Source organism: Pseudomonas promysalinigenes (assembly GCF_014269025.2).
Classification (GTDB): Bacteria; Pseudomonadota; Gammaproteobacteria; order Pseudomonadales; family Pseudomonadaceae; genus Aquipseudomonas; species Aquipseudomonas promysalinigenes.
Genome location: NZ_CP077094.1, coordinates 1,372,147 through 1,388,434, shown reverse-complemented (window position 1 = coordinate 1,388,434; position 16,288 = coordinate 1,372,147). Strand labels below are relative to the sequence as shown.

10 protein-coding genes are annotated in these 16,288 nt (G+C 54.0%); 7 read left to right on the top strand and 3 right to left on the bottom strand.

Annotation, left to right across the window (positions count from 1 at the left end; all coding sequences use genetic code 11):
- Positions 1 to 60: 60 nt before the first annotated feature.
- Genes HU725_RS06410 through HU725_RS06400 form a run of 3 tightly spaced genes read right to left on the bottom strand, consistent with a single transcriptional unit; the run spans position 61 to position 4,622 of the window.
- Positions 61 to 1,476 (bottom strand): TolC family outer membrane protein, encoded by a 1,416-nt coding sequence (locus HU725_RS06410; RefSeq protein ID WP_186476594.1) that lies wholly within the window; start codon positions 1,474 to 1,476, stop codon positions 61 to 63.
- Positions 1,473 to 2,798: an HlyD family type I secretion periplasmic adaptor subunit gene (locus HU725_RS06405; protein ID WP_186476593.1), complete on the bottom strand. Its 1,326-nt coding sequence runs from the start codon at positions 2,796 to 2,798 to the stop codon at positions 1,473 to 1,475. The genes HU725_RS06410 and HU725_RS06405 overlap by 4 nt, the downstream gene beginning before the upstream one ends.
- Before the next feature lie 12 nt (positions 2,799 to 2,810).
- Positions 2,811 to 4,622: a type I secretion system permease/ATPase gene (locus tag HU725_RS06400; protein WP_186476592.1), complete on the bottom strand. Its 1,812-nt coding sequence runs from the start codon at positions 4,620 to 4,622 to the stop codon at positions 2,811 to 2,813.
- A gap of 523 nt (positions 4,623 to 5,145) precedes the next feature.
- Here HU725_RS06400 and HU725_RS06395 point away from each other — a divergent pair.
- From HU725_RS06395 to HU725_RS06365, 7 genes are all read left to right on the top strand, one after another.
- Positions 5,146 to 6,027, top strand: a complete 882-nt coding sequence (locus HU725_RS06395) for a hypothetical protein (RefSeq protein ID WP_060479722.1) — start codon at positions 5,146 to 5,148, stop codon at positions 6,025 to 6,027.
- 17 nt (positions 6,028 to 6,044) lie between these two features.
- Positions 6,045 to 7,487, top strand: coding sequence for a DUF4214 domain-containing protein (locus HU725_RS06390; RefSeq protein WP_186476591.1), 1,443 nt, complete (start codon positions 6,045 to 6,047; stop codon positions 7,485 to 7,487).
- Between the two features lie 145 nt (positions 7,488 to 7,632).
- Positions 7,633 to 10,104: a glycosyltransferase family 2 protein gene (locus HU725_RS06385; protein ID WP_186476590.1), complete on the top strand. Its 2,472-nt coding sequence runs from the start codon at positions 7,633 to 7,635 to the stop codon at positions 10,102 to 10,104.
- Positions 10,101 to 12,467 (top strand): glycosyltransferase family 2 protein, encoded by a 2,367-nt coding sequence (locus tag HU725_RS06380; RefSeq protein ID WP_186476589.1) that lies wholly within the window; start codon positions 10,101 to 10,103, stop codon positions 12,465 to 12,467. Before HU725_RS06385 ends, HU725_RS06380 begins: the two co-directional genes overlap by 4 nt.
- A gap of 161 nt (positions 12,468 to 12,628) precedes the next feature.
- The gene (locus HU725_RS06375) at positions 12,629 to 13,846 is read left to right on the top strand and encodes a glycosyltransferase family 2 protein (RefSeq protein ID WP_186476588.1); all 1,218 of its coding nucleotides are present in this window, start codon (positions 12,629 to 12,631) and stop codon (positions 13,844 to 13,846) included.
- 11 nt (positions 13,847 to 13,857) lie between these two features.
- Entirely contained in the window at positions 13,858 to 15,048 is a 1,191-nt protein-coding gene (locus tag HU725_RS06370) for a glycosyltransferase family 2 protein (protein WP_186476587.1), read from the top strand.
- A gap of 67 nt (positions 15,049 to 15,115) precedes the next feature.
- A complete protein-coding gene (locus HU725_RS06365; RefSeq protein WP_186476586.1) occupies positions 15,116 to 16,288 on the top strand; it encodes a hypothetical protein in 1,173 nt (390 codons plus the stop codon).

Here is a 16,288-nt window from a genome sequence, read left to right as displayed (position 1 = left end):
ACCCGGCGCCATCAGCTAAGACGCTGAAACCCCAGGGCCGCTGCGCATCACCAAGCCCGATCAGCGGCGCGCATCCAGCCGCGCCACATCACCCCCCGGCAAGGTAGGCTCAGGCACAGGGCTCAGCCACACGTTCACATTGTCCACACTGTCCTGGTTGAGCTGGCCCGCCCAACGGTTAAGCAAAAACAGGTTAGTGATGAAGTCGTACTGGGTCTTGAGCAAGTCTCGACGAGCCTTGAACTCGTTCTGCACGCTGGTCAGTACATCGACCGCATTGACCACACCGTAACTGAACGCCTTCTGCGCAGCCAAGCTGGACTGCTGAGCCGAGGACAGCGCGTTGCGGTTGGCGCGAATCTTTTCGACCGCCGCCTGGGCTGTGAGGAAGGCCGTGGTGGTTTCCTTCACTACCTGCCGGCGGATGCCTTCAAGCTGTTCCTCGGCAGCGACCTGCTCGTCATACAACCCGCGTACCCGCGCCGACGTCGAGCCCCCGCTGTAGATCGGGATCTTCACCCCAAGGCTTGCCACATAGCTGTCGCTGCGCGGGGCCTGGGTGTTGTCGTACCCCTGGTCACTCTGCTGGGCACTCAGGCTCAGGGACAGTTGCGGATAGTGCTCGCCCTTCCCTTCACGCACGGCGGCCATGGCAGCCTCGGCACCACTACGGGAGGCCTTGAGCTGCGGGTTGGCTTCAACGGCTTGAGCCAACCACTCCTGCAAAGGCCGAGCAGGTGCCTGCAATGCCACATCGTTACGCACCCGGCTCAAAGGCTCGGTGATCGGCCGACCTACGATCTCGGCCAATGCCTCACGGCTGACCAGCACCTGATTGCGGGCTTCCACCTCTTGGGCGGCGAGAAAGTCCACACGCGCCTGCATGTCCAGCTTGTCGGTGATCTTGGCCATCTGCCGGTCGAACATGCTAGTGACCCGGTCCAGGTTCTTTTGCGTAGCACGGCGCTCGGCCTGCACCAGCGCCAGCTCATCGTCGGCCGCCAGGGCCACGAAGTAGCGCTTGGCCAGGTCTACCGTGGCTTCGGCCAGAGTGTCCTCGGCCTGCTGGCCCTTCTGGTCCTTGACGCTCTTGGACTTCTGGTAGCGCTCCCAGGCCGGCTTGTTGTACAGGTATTGGGTCAGGCTCAACGAATAGGTTTCGTTGTTGTAGATGTCGCGGTCGATTTCGTTCTTGCGCAGTACGCGGCTGGTGTTGGCGTTGGCCGACACCTGCGGCAGCAGCCCGCCCAAGGCTTCACGCTGTTGGGCCTCGGCAGTTCGCGCACGAGCATAAGCTGCCAGCACCCGCGGGTCTTCCAGACGCGCCTCACGATACAGGCCAGCCAGGTCCAGCGTGTAGGTAGAGGCCGATACCGCCTTGGGCATGTCCGCCGGCTCGCCCTTCCCTTCCACGGCCACCGCCTGGCAGGCGACCATGCACATCAGCATTCCAGGTAGCAAACGCAGCACAGTCATTCCTCGATCAGCGATTCGGCGAACATGTTGCGGGCCGGTTTGAGCAGGTACTGCAGCATGGTGCGGTCGCCGGCGTTGATTAGCACTTCGGCAGGCATGCCGGGGTGCAGCTTGCGGTCGCCAAGTTTCTTCATGCCATCCTCGGTCACCTTCACACGCACCAGGTAATAGCTGTCGCCGCTGCGCTCGTCGGTCAGGCTGTCTGCGGAAATGCGCACCAGTTTGCCCTCGATGACCGGCGTGGTGGCCTGGTTGAAGGCGCTGAAACGAATATCTGCAGTTTTACCCAACTCCAGACGGTCGATGTCGCGGGTGGCCACCTTGGCCTCTACCACCAACTCCGACTGTGCAGGCACGATATCCAGAATCGGCGTGGCTGCACTGATCACACCGCCAATGGTGTGCACCTTCATGTCCAACACCATGCCGCTTTCGGGTGCGCGGATCACCACACGCGAAAGGCGGTCACGCAGCGCTGCTTCTTTTTCCTGAAGGTCGAAGACCTGGGCCTGAACGTCTGAAAGCTCGTTTGCCACGTCGGCGTCGAATTTCTTCTTCAACTGCACAATCTGCAATTCGGTCTCGCCTATCTGCAGGTTGGTCTTGGTGATGCTCGACCGGTGGTCGGCGACTTCGGTCTTGAGCATGTCCAACTTGCGCTCCTGCTCGAGCAAGCGCTGGTTATCCACGAAGCCCTCGGCCAGCAACTCCTTGAGCTGCTTGATTTCGCCGGAGTAAGACTTTTCCAGGCCGCTCTTGGTGCCGATCATGTCGTTCAGGCCGGCAATCTGCTGCTTCATCTGCTGGATGCGCTCACGGTTCACCGAGATTTCACCCTGCAACGAATTGCGCCGCGCATTGAACACCTGCAACTCACCCGCCATGGCCTCCTGAGCCCGGGCCGAATCGGTGCCGTCCATCTTCACAGGCGGGATTTGGTCCAGCCCGTCGCGCTCAGCGCGCAAGCGTGCTTCTTTATAGCGCGCCACGATCAGTTGGTTACGGGTGGACTCGTACTCGGCGCTGAGCTGAGACTCGTCCAGCACGATCAGCGGGTCACCCTTCTTGACCAGGTCACCGTCACGGGCCAGCAGCTCCTTGACGATGCCGCCCTCCAGGTGTTGCACGGTCTTACGGTAGTTCTGCACGGTGACCACGCCGGAGCCGTGCACAGCGTTGCTGAGCGGTGCAAACGCCGCCCAGCTGCCGAAAATGCCGAAGGTGACGAAGACGATGGTCAGGCCGATGCGACGGATGCCGCGATCGGACGTAGGCATGTCGTCGAAGTTGTGATCGAAAGTGGTGATCGCTTTACTGCTCATCTAGAAATCCTTTCAAACGCCGGTGCTGGTGGTGGCGGCAGGCGCCGCCGCGGGGGCGGCAGGCGGCGCGGCGTTGGGTGCCGCGGGCGGCGAGGCAGGAGGCTGGCCAGGCGCAGGCTGAGCGACCCGCTGCTGAGTCTTGGCCTGTTGCGCTGCCAGCTCGGCGATGACGCGGTCGCGCTCGCCGTACAGCGAAATGGTGCCGCCGGACATGACCAGGATGCGGTCCAGGCGGGTCAGGATATTGGGGCGGTGCGAAACGATGAATACCGTGGCACCGGTCGCCTTGAGCTTTTGCAGAGCAACGCCCAAGGCCCGCTCACCGACGTCGTCGAGGTTGGAGTTGGGCTCGTCGAGCACAACCAGACGCGGGTTGCCATAAATAGCACGGGCCAGACCAATACGCTGACGCTGGCCGCCGGACAGGTTGACGCCATCGCTGCCGATCACCGTGTCGTAGCCATCGGGCAGCATGAGGATCATCTCGTGTACGCCGGCCATCTGGGCCGCTTCCACTACCTTTTCCGGGTCTATCTTGTCGAAGCGGGCGATGTTCTCGCTGATACTGCCTTCGAACAGTTCGATGTCTTGCGGCAGGTAGCCCACGTAAGGGCCTAGGGCCTGCTTGTCCCAACTGGCGATGTCGGCCCCATCGAGGCGGACCACGCCGTGCTGCGGGGGCCAAATGCCCATCAAGGCCCGTACCAGCGTGGATTTACCAGCGGCGCTTGGGCCGACGATGCCGACGATGGAACCAGCCGGGGCCACGAAGCTGATACTGCGAATGACCGGTGCCTTCGCACCCGGTGGGGCGACGATCAGGTTTTCGACCTGAATGTGCCCTTCTGGCGCAGGGAGCGGCATGCGCTCGGGTTCGTTTTTCAGGTCGTCCATGACCTTGCTGAGGCGGTCGTATTGGACTTTGGCGGCGACGAAGCCCTTCCAGCTCCCGATCATTTGGTCGATGGGGGACAGCGCCCGGCCCAGTAGCAGCGAACCTGCCATCAGAAGGCCAGGGTTGATTTCGTGCGTCACCACAAGGTATGCGCCCATCGCCAGCATGATGGACTGTGACCAGATCCGGAACGTTTTGGAGGTGGAGCTGATCACGCCGCCTTTATCGCTCGCATTGGACTGCAGCAGCATGATGTTGCGCTGCCGCTTGGCCCATCGGTTCATCAAGGTCTCGAGCATGCCCATCGACTCGATGACCTCGGCATTGCGCAAGGTCCTGTTCGTCACCACGTTGGACGCCACATTCTGCTTGTTGGCTTCTGCCAGTGCACCGCCTGTAGAGCGGTGATTGACGACTGCCAGCACGGTCAAGACTGCGCCGCAGAACAATGTCATCCAGCCGAACCATGGATGGAATAGGAACATCACGATGGTGTAGATGGGAAACCACGGCGCATCGAAAAACGCAAAAAGCCCGGGCCCTGTGAAAAACTGGCGCAGCGAGGTGAGGTCATTGAGGGACTGCGCCGTAGCATCGGAGCCACCGCTGGTCAGGGCACGCTTGAAGCTAGCCCTGTACACATCGCGGCTGAGCATCACGTCCAAGCGGTTACTGATGCGCACCATGATGCGCGAGCGCACCCACTCCAGGGCGCCCATTGTCGCGACCAATACGGTCATGATCAGCGTAAGCATGAGCAAAGTGGAGGTGCTGCTGGAGGGTACCACGCGGCCCGATACCTGGATCATGAAGAACGTGGGCACCAGCATGAGTGCGTTGACGAAGAAACTGAAGAAGCCTACCGAAAGGAAGCTGCTCTTGCAGGCTCTGAGGGCGGCTTGCAGATTGTTTTCGGATTGATAACTCATGGTGTCCGTACTGAAGAGTGGCGAAAGCGGCGGGCAGTGTAACACCCACCAAAGAGGGCAGCGTGTCAGATTGCTCCTCGAACGCCTTCGTTCAGCGACGAACAGCAGAATTTCATGAAATGTTTGAGCAGAATTGGCAACGGCCACGTGCACTGGAGGTCAGAGCGACCAACGGCAGAGACTCGCAACTGTGCCGAAAAACGGGCGCCATAAAACCACCGCCTCAAGACTAAAAAGCGCAAAAAAAATACAAGCATATGAATTTACTGATTTTTTTTGACTACTAGAGAATCCTAGCATGGCACTCAGTTAAGAAAAAAAAACGTTCAAAGATCCCGTTCCTTATAGCTAAGTTCCCTACAGACATGAATTTTTTTTTAGATTTCTTGGTTGACATCCTCCCCCTCCGGCGGCATCTTCGCCACTCGCAAGGAGCCATCGATGGCCGTTCAGTGTATGCACGGGTTTGAGCACGTTAGCTGCCAGTGTTTTTGCTTAAAAGGAGCTTAACAACGCCATGTCTATCCCTTCGCAGACCCTTGACGGCCTGAAAATCAGCTCACGGGTCACGCTGCTCGAACCGGGCATGTATATCTTCAGGTACGCCTCTCAGCCCCCGGCTGACAAGCCTGTATGCATCGCGTTACAGCAAGCGCCCCTAGGCAAAGGCTCGATTGATTTCTTCCCCGCAGAGGGTGTCAGCAAAAACATGCTGACCAAGCTTGGCGACACTATCGTCGCTAGGGTCAAAGCCGGGGTAGCAACCGTACTGATCACCGAGTATCACATGTTCGATGAAGTGATCGAACCTGTGGACCTGCGCATCGATCGCATCGACACCTCCCCCGCCATCATGCGTACTTTCGCAGTAGTGGCCAGCAGCGACCCTTCGCAAGCCATTGCCGCCAGCAGCAAGCCACTGCCCATCACCCTCACCGCTCACCTGAGCCAGAGCGGTGAAGTCGCGTCCAGCGAAGGCTGGGTAGGCGAACCCGGTGCTGATGAATTCATCGACTCCTTCGCCATCGACTGGGCAGAAAAGCCGGTGGGTGTCGATCTTCTTTACACCTGCATGGTGGCCGGCTCCGGGCCATGCCGCAATGTATCGACAGGCACCGTGGTAGGTGCCCGTGGCCAGGGGCTACCGCTGATCTGTGTTGGTTTCAGCCTGGTAGGCCCGCTGCGCAAGCATTACGAATTGACTGGCCTTGTTGTTTTCAAAAATACGGAACCACAACGCCTGGTCGCAAATCAGATGATGCACGGCCCCACCGGCAACGAGCCGCTGGTGGCCTTGCACCTCGCCCTAACACCCGTAACGAAGATGAACGCTGCCCGCCTTAAGTCTCCGTGGGAAAACTCTGCGTCTCAGCAGAATACTATTGCAGCGGGCCAATTGGCCTGAAGTAACAGGAATACATCATGCAATACGATAGCCCTCAGTCGAGCAGCGATCTGCAAGACACCCTGACCGCCGAAAGCGCCAACCTGTCCGAAAACACCATCGCTGCCATCAGCAGCCTACTGAACCTGGACACCGTTGAAACCGTAAACATCGCTGGTATCGAAGGTAACGTTGTTCAGCTGCCGACTTCCGGCCAAGCTGACGTCGTTATCGGCGAAGTCGAAGGCGCTAAAGGTGACCAAGTCGTCGTTGACCTGGCTGCTGCCGAAGCCGCTGGCGTTAGCGCCTACGTGCTGCAGAGCGATGCCAACCTGGTTGTTGACCTGCAAGGTCAAGCAGCTGCTGGCGACGTTCAAACCTTCGCTGCTGCCATCGCTCCAGCTGCCGTTGATACTTCGGCGATCGAGCTGGTAGTTGCAACTGGCAACGGTGACGACGTCATCACTGTCAAAGGCGACCAGAACACCCTGATCGACGCTGGCGACGGCAACGACACCATCGTGACCGGCAACGGCAACAATACCGTTATCGCTGGCCTGGGCAACAACAACGTGACCACCGGTTCGGGCGATGACACCATCATCCTGAGCGGTAGCAACCACGCTGACATCGTCAACGCCGGTGCTGGCTACGACGTCGTCCAGCTGGACGGTTCGCGCGACGACTACACCTTCACCGTCGGCAACAACTTCAACGTCAACCTGACCGGCAACCAAACTGCCGCCATCACTGACGCTGAGTTCCTGACCTTCGTTAACGGTGACACCACCGAAACTGTAGCCCTGGCTCACAGCGACGAAGAAGCAGCCGCCCTGCGCCTGTACCAAGGCATCCTGGGTCGTGACGCTGACCTGGCTGGCGCGAAGAACTTCGTTGAAGCTGTCAACGCTGGCGTTTCGCTGACTGACATCGCTAACACCTTCCTGAACTCCTCCGAGTTCGCCGGCGCCAACAACGCTACCGACATCAACGAGCTGTACAACGCTCTGCTGGGTCGTAACGCTGAAGAAGGCGGCACTCAGGTATGGCAAGAAGTGCTGGCTGCTGGCGGCTCGCTGGCTGACGTCGCTGCTGCTATCGCAGTATCGGCTGAAGCTCAGGAGCTGGACGCTTCCAACGCTACCTTCGTGAACGACCTGTACTCCAACGTACTGGGCCGTGACGCCGAAGAAGCTGGCCTGAACGCTTGGGTAGAAGCTCTGTTCAACGGTGCAAGCCGCGCAGAAGTTGCCAAGGCCATCGTTGGTTCGGCTGAAGCTACCGACAAGTCCAACAGCGACTTCGTCGACTCCCTGTACCAGTCCGCTCTGGGTCGCGAAGCCGACACAGCTGGCAAGGCCGCATGGACCGAAGCTCTGGCTGCAGGCGTTTCCCACGCCGACGTCGCCCTGGGCATCGTTGGTTCCGCCGAAGCTGCAGACCACATCGACAACGTCGTTGTACTGCACGGCCAGGTGTAACTAGCCCTGCCGTAGCGCAACGTACACCCGGCCGCAAGGCCGGGCGTATGGCAAAGGGGGCGGCTCTCGAGTCGCCCTTCTTTTTATTTTTTGTAGCCAAGCCAAGCTTATGTCCAGACAACTCGACCATGGGCGAGAAACGCTCATGGACATCTTCCACCGCCACCGTCAGGCCAATGAGCACGACGCGGCGGCAACTGCACTCGAACGTGCGTTGCAGATTCCCGAGTACCGGGCCGAAGCACTCGTATGGAAAGGCATCGCGGCCATGCCGCAGAAGCCCCAGCTGGCTTTTTTATTTTTTGCCAATGCCGCCAAGGCTTTGCCCGACCGGGCAGATATCCACGCGTTGGTGGGGCGTAGCCTGTTGGCGCAAGGCCAGCCTGCATTGGCCACGCGCTACCTGACCGATGCCTGGAAACTTCAACCCAACGACCTTGGCCTGCGCCTGACCCTCTGGGAGGCCCGCAGCTTTTCGGAAACACCTGCGGTGCTGCGCCGGATGATTCTGGCTCACCTGCCCGATATCCATACAGGCAAAGAGCTGGCGGTCGTGCTGAAGCTGCTTGCCGCACAAAGTGATGCTCCCGGTACTGTCGGGGTTGTGCGTTATCTGCCTGATCATAAGGAAATCCAGGGCTGGGCAGTCGATTTGCAGAACCTTCAAGTACCCGCCTCTATTCAAATCGAAGCCAATGGCAGGCGCATCAACGCGACCGCAACTGTCAGCCATCCGCTGCTCAGCGCTGCAGGTCTGCCAGCAAGCCATGGCGGGTTACGGGTGAGCGTGCCCAACCCAACGCCTGCGGTTACTCTACAGTTCGCCAATGGCACTCCCCTGCTCGGCAGCCCGGTTTACGCCATGCCAGTCTTCGTCCCCCCCGCCAGTACGGGTGATGGGGAAAACAACCCGGTGGATGTGCTGATACCGGTCTATAACGGCCTCGAGCAAACACTGGAGTGCATCAATAGCGCGCTGGACGCGCGCAAATTGAACCGTACAGCGCATCGTTTGGTGGTGATTGAAGACAAGACGCCCCTCCCAGCGCTGGCCAAGGCGCTCAAAGTGCTAGCTGCCAAAGGGAAAATCACGCTGATACAAAACGCAGTGAACCTTGGGTTCATCCGCACGATGAACCGCGCCATGGCCCTGAGCCCGGACAAGGACGTGGTGTGGCTAAATGCCGATACCCGCGTGCACGGTGCCTGGCTGGATCGCTTGCGTAAAGTGGCCTATAGCGACGAACGCATCGCATCGGTCACGCCGTTCACCAACAACGGCGAGTTGATGAGCTTCCCTCGCAGCCAGATTTGCCATGACATGCCCAGTGCCAAGGCGCAGGCCGAACTGGATGAATTGGCCCACCAAGTCGACAGCCCGCCGGTGGAAATCGAGACGGGCTGCGGCTTTTGCCTGTACATCAAGCGGGCGGCAATCGACGAGGTGGGCTACCTCGATGAGGTCCACTTGGCCCGCGGTTATGGTGAAGAAACCGATTGGTGCCTGCGCGCCCGCAGCCACGGTTGGCGCCATATGGGCGCGCCAAATGTGTTTGTGGCGCATCAGGGCGGGATTTCGTTCGGGGCCGAGAAGGCACTGCGTGTCGCGATGAACAACGCCACACTGCGCAAACGCTACCCCGACGCATCGGCGCGCTATAAAGCATTTTGCCTTCGCGATCCCATCAAGGCTGCACGCCAAGCCTTGCAGCAGGCGCGCATGGAGTGCCTGGCTAACAAGCCTGCGTGGAAGCGAGTTGCAATTTGGCACGCATCGGTAGAGGAAACGCTTTACATCCACAGACACAATAACGAGGATGCTGCCTTTAGTCTTACATATCACCACAGCAGCCATCGTACCTGGGTGATACTAACGGCTCCGCTGGCCCCTTTGCCTTTGCATCTAGAATTCGACCTACCTGAGGATTTCAATCGTCTCGTCGAAAGCATGCACCTTCTCCCGATTAAAGCAATCGCGTTCCAGAATCTTGCCCGCTGCCCCTTGGAGTTATGTGATCTACCAACAATGCTGAAAGTCCCATACAGAATCCATTGCAACGACGATTGTCTTATCGATCCGCATAGCGATTATGACTGGCGCTCTTTTGTAAGCGGGGCTGATAGCGTGCAACTGCCACGTGCAGCGCTGAAACACAGCTACACTGATCTACTGCCGGACGCTAAGCTGACGGCAGCAGTAACTCCGTTGTGCAGCCGAGAAGCTACACACCAGCCTCAGTGCCTGATAATTGGAGACAACCTGCGTGAACCCGCCATTGTTCAGAGCTGGCTGGCTTTTGCGCGGTACATAAACCACGCGAGGCTGCCCATTCGTCTGATTGCGCCGAACGATGGACCTGTAGTGGATCATTTGCAATCGACAGCAATCATTCATGTACTACCCGAACTAGATGACTTCACTTTAGCCGAACGAGCCCAGGCTGCTGGAGGTGAAGCCGTTCTGAGCTTGGTAGAGAACCCCAACAAAGATTGGGCTGCACCCAGATTAGCGGCTCTACTAGACTTGCCGTTATTCCACTGCACCAACCTGCCGCCAAGCGAAACAGTGGCTACTGCCATTGCCTCTTTGCCATTTACCCTGAGTCTGGCCCAATGATCGAACACCTGCTGGATCAACAAATGACCGCGCCCGTCACTCTTCCCGCTTATGATGGCGCCATTCTTGGCCTTCAGGGCGACGTGCTACACGGCTGGGCCATGGACAAGACGCAGCCACAACTTCGTCCGGTTGTTGAGATTGTCATTGATGGCGTAAGCGTTGCACTGGTACGTGCCGACCAGTATGAGCCGAAGGCACCTATGGGAGATAAATACCACGGCTTCGCAGTACAACTGCGTCAGCGCTGGCTTGATGAAGCTCTGTTGATAACTGCTCACATAGCCAACCAATCATTTGCATTGCAGGGGAGATTAAATATACCAACTGCGATCAGGAAAGATAGCGCTGGAGTCTCGTCCCAGGTATGGCATACGGGCGGCCTGAGTGTCGGCGGTTGGTGCTGGGATCCTAGCGAGCCAAGCCGGCATGTCCAAGTCACCGTCCGGGAGGGCGGCCAACAGATCGTCCATACTGTGTGTAATAAGCACAATCAGGCTCTGGCATATAGAGCGACAAGTGACCATGGGTTTTCCATCGACTTACCTTGGGATTTAGCCGATGGCGAAGTACATCAGCTTGAAATAATTAACGATATGGGTCAACCACTAGCCGGAAGTCCCATTCGCTTGTGCTGCTGGCCAGAGGGGATCCAAGGAATGATTGGAAGGCTGCGCTCAGCGCAGGATGCCCCTGTACTTGATCTGCTGATGAGGGTTGCAAAGGAACATGACTTGCGGCAACCCAAGAGCGCAGGCTGGAATTGTTACCCAGAATGGTTTAATGCTTTTCAAGTCCTCGACGAAGATCTCACGCCCTCCATGCAAGGTAAGCTTGGATTATTATTGATTAGCGGGGGCGATCGTGAATTAGAGGAGCGCACGGAAGCGAGCATCTCCGCTTATGGTCGGGATATACATAAATTGGCTAAAGCTGAATTCGGCGATCTAAGATTCGCGGTTGAGAAGCTAATCGCCTCTGGGTGTGATCGGATATTGCCTGTGCATGCAGGTGATCGCTTAGCCAACTTTGCGCTTGGGCACTTGAGCGCTTTGCTGGACGACGGCGCAGCTTGGGCCTATGCGGATTGCGATCAAGATGGCGGTGAAGGCGAAAGAACTTTGCCTTGGTTAAAACCGGTTTGGGATATCGACCTTTTCATAGGAGCTGACGTCTTCACGCCTGGAGCGATCTTTAGCGAGCGAGTCGTCAGTGAGGCCATGGGCCTGCTGCCAGATTATGTTGATAAACACGTTGGATGGCATGACCTGATCGCCGCGATTGCCTTAGTTACCCACCGCAACGAAGCGAAAGTTGTGAGGTTGCCTCGCGTCCTTTATCACCGCTCTAACCACCTGCCGGGAAGTCCCGAGCAAGCGGCGCTCTCGCTGGAGCGACTAAAGGCGGTGAAATGGTTATGCGAATCGCTAGCGCCGGGAACTAGTGTTAACCCTATCCCGGAATATCCTGCCTTATTCAGAGCTCAATGGCCACTACCCAGAGTGGTACCCCGCGTAAGTCTGATCGTGCCCACCCGCGACCAATACAAGCTGCTGCACGCTTGCGTAGAGGGTTTGCTGGGCGAAACTGATTATTCAAACCTCGAAATAATAGTCGTAAACAATCAGTCAACAGACCCTGAAACTTTAGATTACTTGGACGAAATAAAAGCTAGGGGCGTTATAGTCATCGACCATGACGATTCATTCAATTACTCAACCATTAACAATCGTGCATCGCAGATTGCCACAGGCACTGTTATTGGTTTAGTCAACAATGACATAGAGGTAATCGAACCTTCTTGGCTGAAGGAAATGATAGCTCAATTACTGCAGCCCAACGTTGGCGCAGTAGGTGCAAAGCTCTTATGGCCTAACAACATGGTGCAACACGGAGGGGTTGTTGTAGGAATTAATGGCTTGGCAGCGCATACTGGTAACAACTTACACCGGGATGATGCCGGCTACCTTGGAATGAACCAATTAACACGTCGCCAAAGTGCTGTAACCGCTGCTTGCCTGTTAATGCATAAAGAGTTATTCGATGAATTAGGAGGACTAGATGAAACGGCGTTCCCAGTTGCGTTCAACGATGTAGATTTATGTATGCGCATTCTTCAACAAGGCAAACATATTATCTGGAGCGCATCGAGTCAACTGATTCATGCTGAATCGGCAAGTAGGGGAAAGGATGTTTCAGCAGAGAAATTGGCGCGAGCACAGAGAGAGCAACAACAGTTTATTGCAAGATGGAACGACTGGAGTGATCCGCACTACCATCCTGGCTTAAGCACTGATTATCTGAGCGGCCCATACGGAGGCCTTTCTCTACCGCCTCTACTTGATAGAAATGCAAAAAATTGATAAGTTTTGAAGCGACTACAGTTAGGCAATACCACTCACTCTGAGGGTTGTAGTCCGCGCTTTCTAACAAGAAAAATCGACCGTAATTATTTACCGTCTGAGCCAATTGGTCATAGCAACTATGGCACAAAGCAAAGACGTTGATAAAGGAAGACAGCGACTTGAAATTAGCCATTTGCTCCATTTTTAAAAATGAAGGGCCTTACATACTCGAATGGCTCGCCTATCATCGCACTATTGGAGTCGACAGATTTTTTATTGCTGACAATGGCAGTACAGATAACGGTAAAACTTTGCTTGAAGCCTTGAGCACATTAGGCTTGATACATTTATTGAAATTCCCAACACCTCCCGATCGAGCACCACAGCTTCCCGCCTATGAAAAGCTAATGAAAGAAAATTATGCATCAGCTGATTGGTTTGCTTTTATTGACGCTGACGAGTTCCTTCTTCCAGACGAGGGTGACCTCAAGCTTGTTATTCAAAGAATAGTAGGAAAGAGAATCACAGCTGGAGCGATCGCAGTAAACTGGGCCAGTTATGGGTCGTCTGGAGTCAAAGAATTTGATCCGCGACCAGTCATACAAAGATTTCAAGGAAGAGGCGAGAAAAATTTTGGAGTTAACAGGCACTACAAGTCCATAGTCAAAGCTGCTGCCTATGATGGCACTGAAGAAAATCCACATCTATTCAAACTCAAGCCTGGATTTACGTATATTGACACCGCCGGCGGTGACTTGAAACAAGACCTGAGCGGAATCAAGGGATTGAGTGAAGTGGTGTGTTGGGAGAACCTCAGACTCAATCATTACATCATAAAATCATATGGCGAATTTCTTTATAAAAAAAGCAGGGGTCGAGCAACAGTTAAAAATAATTCCAAACTTGACAGAGACATCAATTTCTTTAATGCTCATGATGTAAACGAGATTAATGAGTCTTTCGACCAAACGCTGCTTGACAAAACATGCATGGAACTTGATCGGCTCAAAGAACTGTTGTCAGCAAATGGCGTGCCGGACAGCGTAGTGAATGTGGTTCCACCAAGAATCCCGGATATTCGAGTAGCTATCGATAAAACAGAGCACAACAGAAACTTAACAATTGTCGGCTGGGCATTCTCTGACGACGGCTCTGAGTTAGGTTTTTCTCTAGGTATCAATGGCAAGGACTACCCCTTCGATACCGTGGAATCAATCACGCGCGAAGACGTGGCGCTGCATATCCAGGGTGCACCAACTAACTGCGGATTTGCATGTAAGATCAATCTCGATACAATTGAGCAAGAGCCCGACGCAGCAGACCTCTTCTTAAGGATGCATGCTAATGGATATATGCAAGCAATCTCGGTTGGTTCTTTATCGTCGCTACGCAGGTAATTGAAAAAGTTATGGAAATTCGTATTGGGTCTATTTTTAAGAATGAATACGACTACGTGCTCGAATGGTTGGCTTGGCATCGATTAGCTGGATTCAAGAATTTTATAGTTGCTGACAATGGCTCAAATGACAAAACACTGCAATTGCTTGAAGCATTAAGCAGTAAAGGAATTACCGAGGTAATGTATCAGCCTAAGTTGCAAGGAAATTCTCAGCTCACTGCTTATCGTAGAATTTCCGAGCGTTTCGTGAGTGACCAAAATGCCATTCTATTCTTAGATGCTGATGAATTTTTAGTACATGATTCATTTGAAGATGGCTCTGAGTACTTAGAGTTAGAGAGATTGATTAGCAAACCCGACGTTGGGATGGTCGGTATCAACTGGAGATGTTTTGGGTCATCCGGTCTTGAGAAAAAAGATGGCCGCCCTGTTCTTGAGCGTTTCAAACATTGCTCAAATGATGAAATGCACGGGAAAAACTGCCATCTGAAATCTGCGACCAAACTTGCATTTGCTTACCAAATAGGCCCACACATTTCTTATCTTTACCCACCTTACAAACGTGTGGACACCACTGGAGATCCCTTGACCGACTTTATAGAAATTGAAGCAGGCGTGGTTGAACCAGCAACTAATATGCCAAAGGGTATAGCGAAGCATGTTGTTAAGGGACCGCTAAGAGTCAACCATTACGTCATAAAATCCAAAGAAGAGTTTATTCTCAAGAAGCTGAACCGTGGTGATGCGATGGGTGGCGAGCTTACCCTAAAAGACTCGAGCTATTTTGAAATTCATGACTTTAAGGACAGCTTTTATCAACTACCTGAAACAAAAATAACTTCCTTGAAGAAAGAAATAAAGCTCCTCGAAGAAATAGTTGGATCGTCAATATTCAATGAAAAGCTAATTGGCGCAGTCGACAAGTCTAATGAAAAATTCATATCCGGGTGGGTATCCCGCCAGGACGGCGAAAGTTGCGAGATACAGTTGAGCGTATTTGTTAATGGTAGTTTTCGGGGCCGCTCCAACGCTAAGTACTTTAGGCCCGACCTTAAAGATAAAAAAATTTCGAAAGATGGAATGTGCGGTTTTTACTTTCATCATGAGTCCACTCTCAAAAAGGGCGATGAAGTCGAGGTGAAGGTCTTTGGGAACACCTGTGGCCTAATGGGCTGTCGCACGAGCGTAATAGATAAATGAGAATTTACAAGCTAGTATTTTCACGCCAAAAACCTTTGACTTCCGTTTGTACTAGATTGGTGACAGCGTGAACGAACCATCTGATTTTGAATATGCTAAAGGTCTCAGTGAGATAGCAGTGATCTTCGATAAAATCGAGACTGCTTGCTCTACGCGCTTAAAAACTCTCACTGACCATCACCTAGAAGAGCGGAATATGCTCATACGTGAACTATTCAAAGTGCAAGCCGCTTTAGAGGAAGCTCAGGCAAACGCAAAAGATTTGCAATACCAAATTGACAATTCGCTGCGCTATATAGACCGTCTAAATTCTGCACTACCGCATCGTTGGTTAGGGTCAGCTGTAGCCATAAAAGATGTGAGCGCAAGCAAAAAGGTTAGAGTTTTACATTGGCATATATCTGACGTTTTTGTAGGTGGCCGGTTTTTTGATTCCATTCAGTTCTATACAAGTTTTGTAAATGGCATTTTACATTTAGAATTCCCCAGAGCAGCTTACAAAAATTCAAATACTCCTTTCATGCGCTGGCCAGCATGTACTCATGAAGCCAATAAGCTATTGATCACCGCATCCGAACATTCCGGTGTGGAAAAGATATTATCGAGCTTTGGCCCAAGTGATTGGGTACTCGTCCAAGAAATAGTTGAAGACCTTTTGAGATTCATCTCGAATTCTACAGAAAGGCTTGGTGAGCAGTATAGTACCGAACTGAACTTTGGACTTCGATATCTTGCTAAAGCGATCGCAACACACCCCCCGGTATTGAGATTCGATCATATTTCGTTAGTGGAACTTTCCCATAACGGGGGATATCACGGATTGAGGTTAAAGCTGGAAAATGTAGTTCAGGGCGAGACACATTGGGATGCAGTAGAATACACTTTATCAACAGTAGACGCCGCCGGGGAGCCATTTGGCGGACATCCTCGAATTGAGTTTTCGAGAGTCCCTGATCCGTTTCTTTCATGTTGGTATCCCGAGCAAGTAGATGATCAGGGGGAACGATTTGAACTCCGGTTTGAAACACCTGCTCTGATGGATATCAAAGTTTGGAGGAGTTTACCTGAACAAGACAAAATCCGTCTTGTAAGTTTGCTGAGTGCGCTTGATGCACAATTTTCCGAACTCGAAGTTCAACATCCTCATATTGAGTGGAGAAAATGGCGTGAGCTAGGGGAGTGCATGAAGAACATCATCGCTAAAACAATGTTTAGCTATCGTCAGTCAGCCACGGTATAG

Bases quoted from the DNA above. Each gene is read 5' to 3' on its own strand.
- HU725_RS06410 (WP_186476594.1), bottom strand. From the start codon at position 1,476: ATGACTGTGCTGCGTTTGCTACCTGGAATGCTGATGTGCATGGTCGCC.
- HU725_RS06405 (WP_186476593.1), bottom strand. From the start codon at position 2,798: ATGAGCAGTAAAGCGATCACCACTTTCGATCACAACTTCGACGACATG.
- HU725_RS06400 (WP_186476592.1), bottom strand. From the start codon at position 4,622: ATGAGTTATCAATCCGAAAACAATCTGCAAGCCGCCCTCAGAGCCTGC.
- HU725_RS06390 (WP_186476591.1), top strand. From the start codon at position 6,045: ATGCAATACGATAGCCCTCAGTCGAGCAGCGATCTGCAAGACACCCTG.
- HU725_RS06385 (WP_186476590.1), top strand. From the start codon at position 7,633: ATGGACATCTTCCACCGCCACCGTCAGGCCAATGAGCACGACGCGGCG.
- HU725_RS06380 (WP_186476589.1), top strand. From the start codon at position 10,101: ATGATCGAACACCTGCTGGATCAACAAATGACCGCGCCCGTCACTCTT.
- HU725_RS06370 (WP_186476587.1), top strand. From the start codon at position 13,858: ATGGAAATTCGTATTGGGTCTATTTTTAAGAATGAATACGACTACGTG.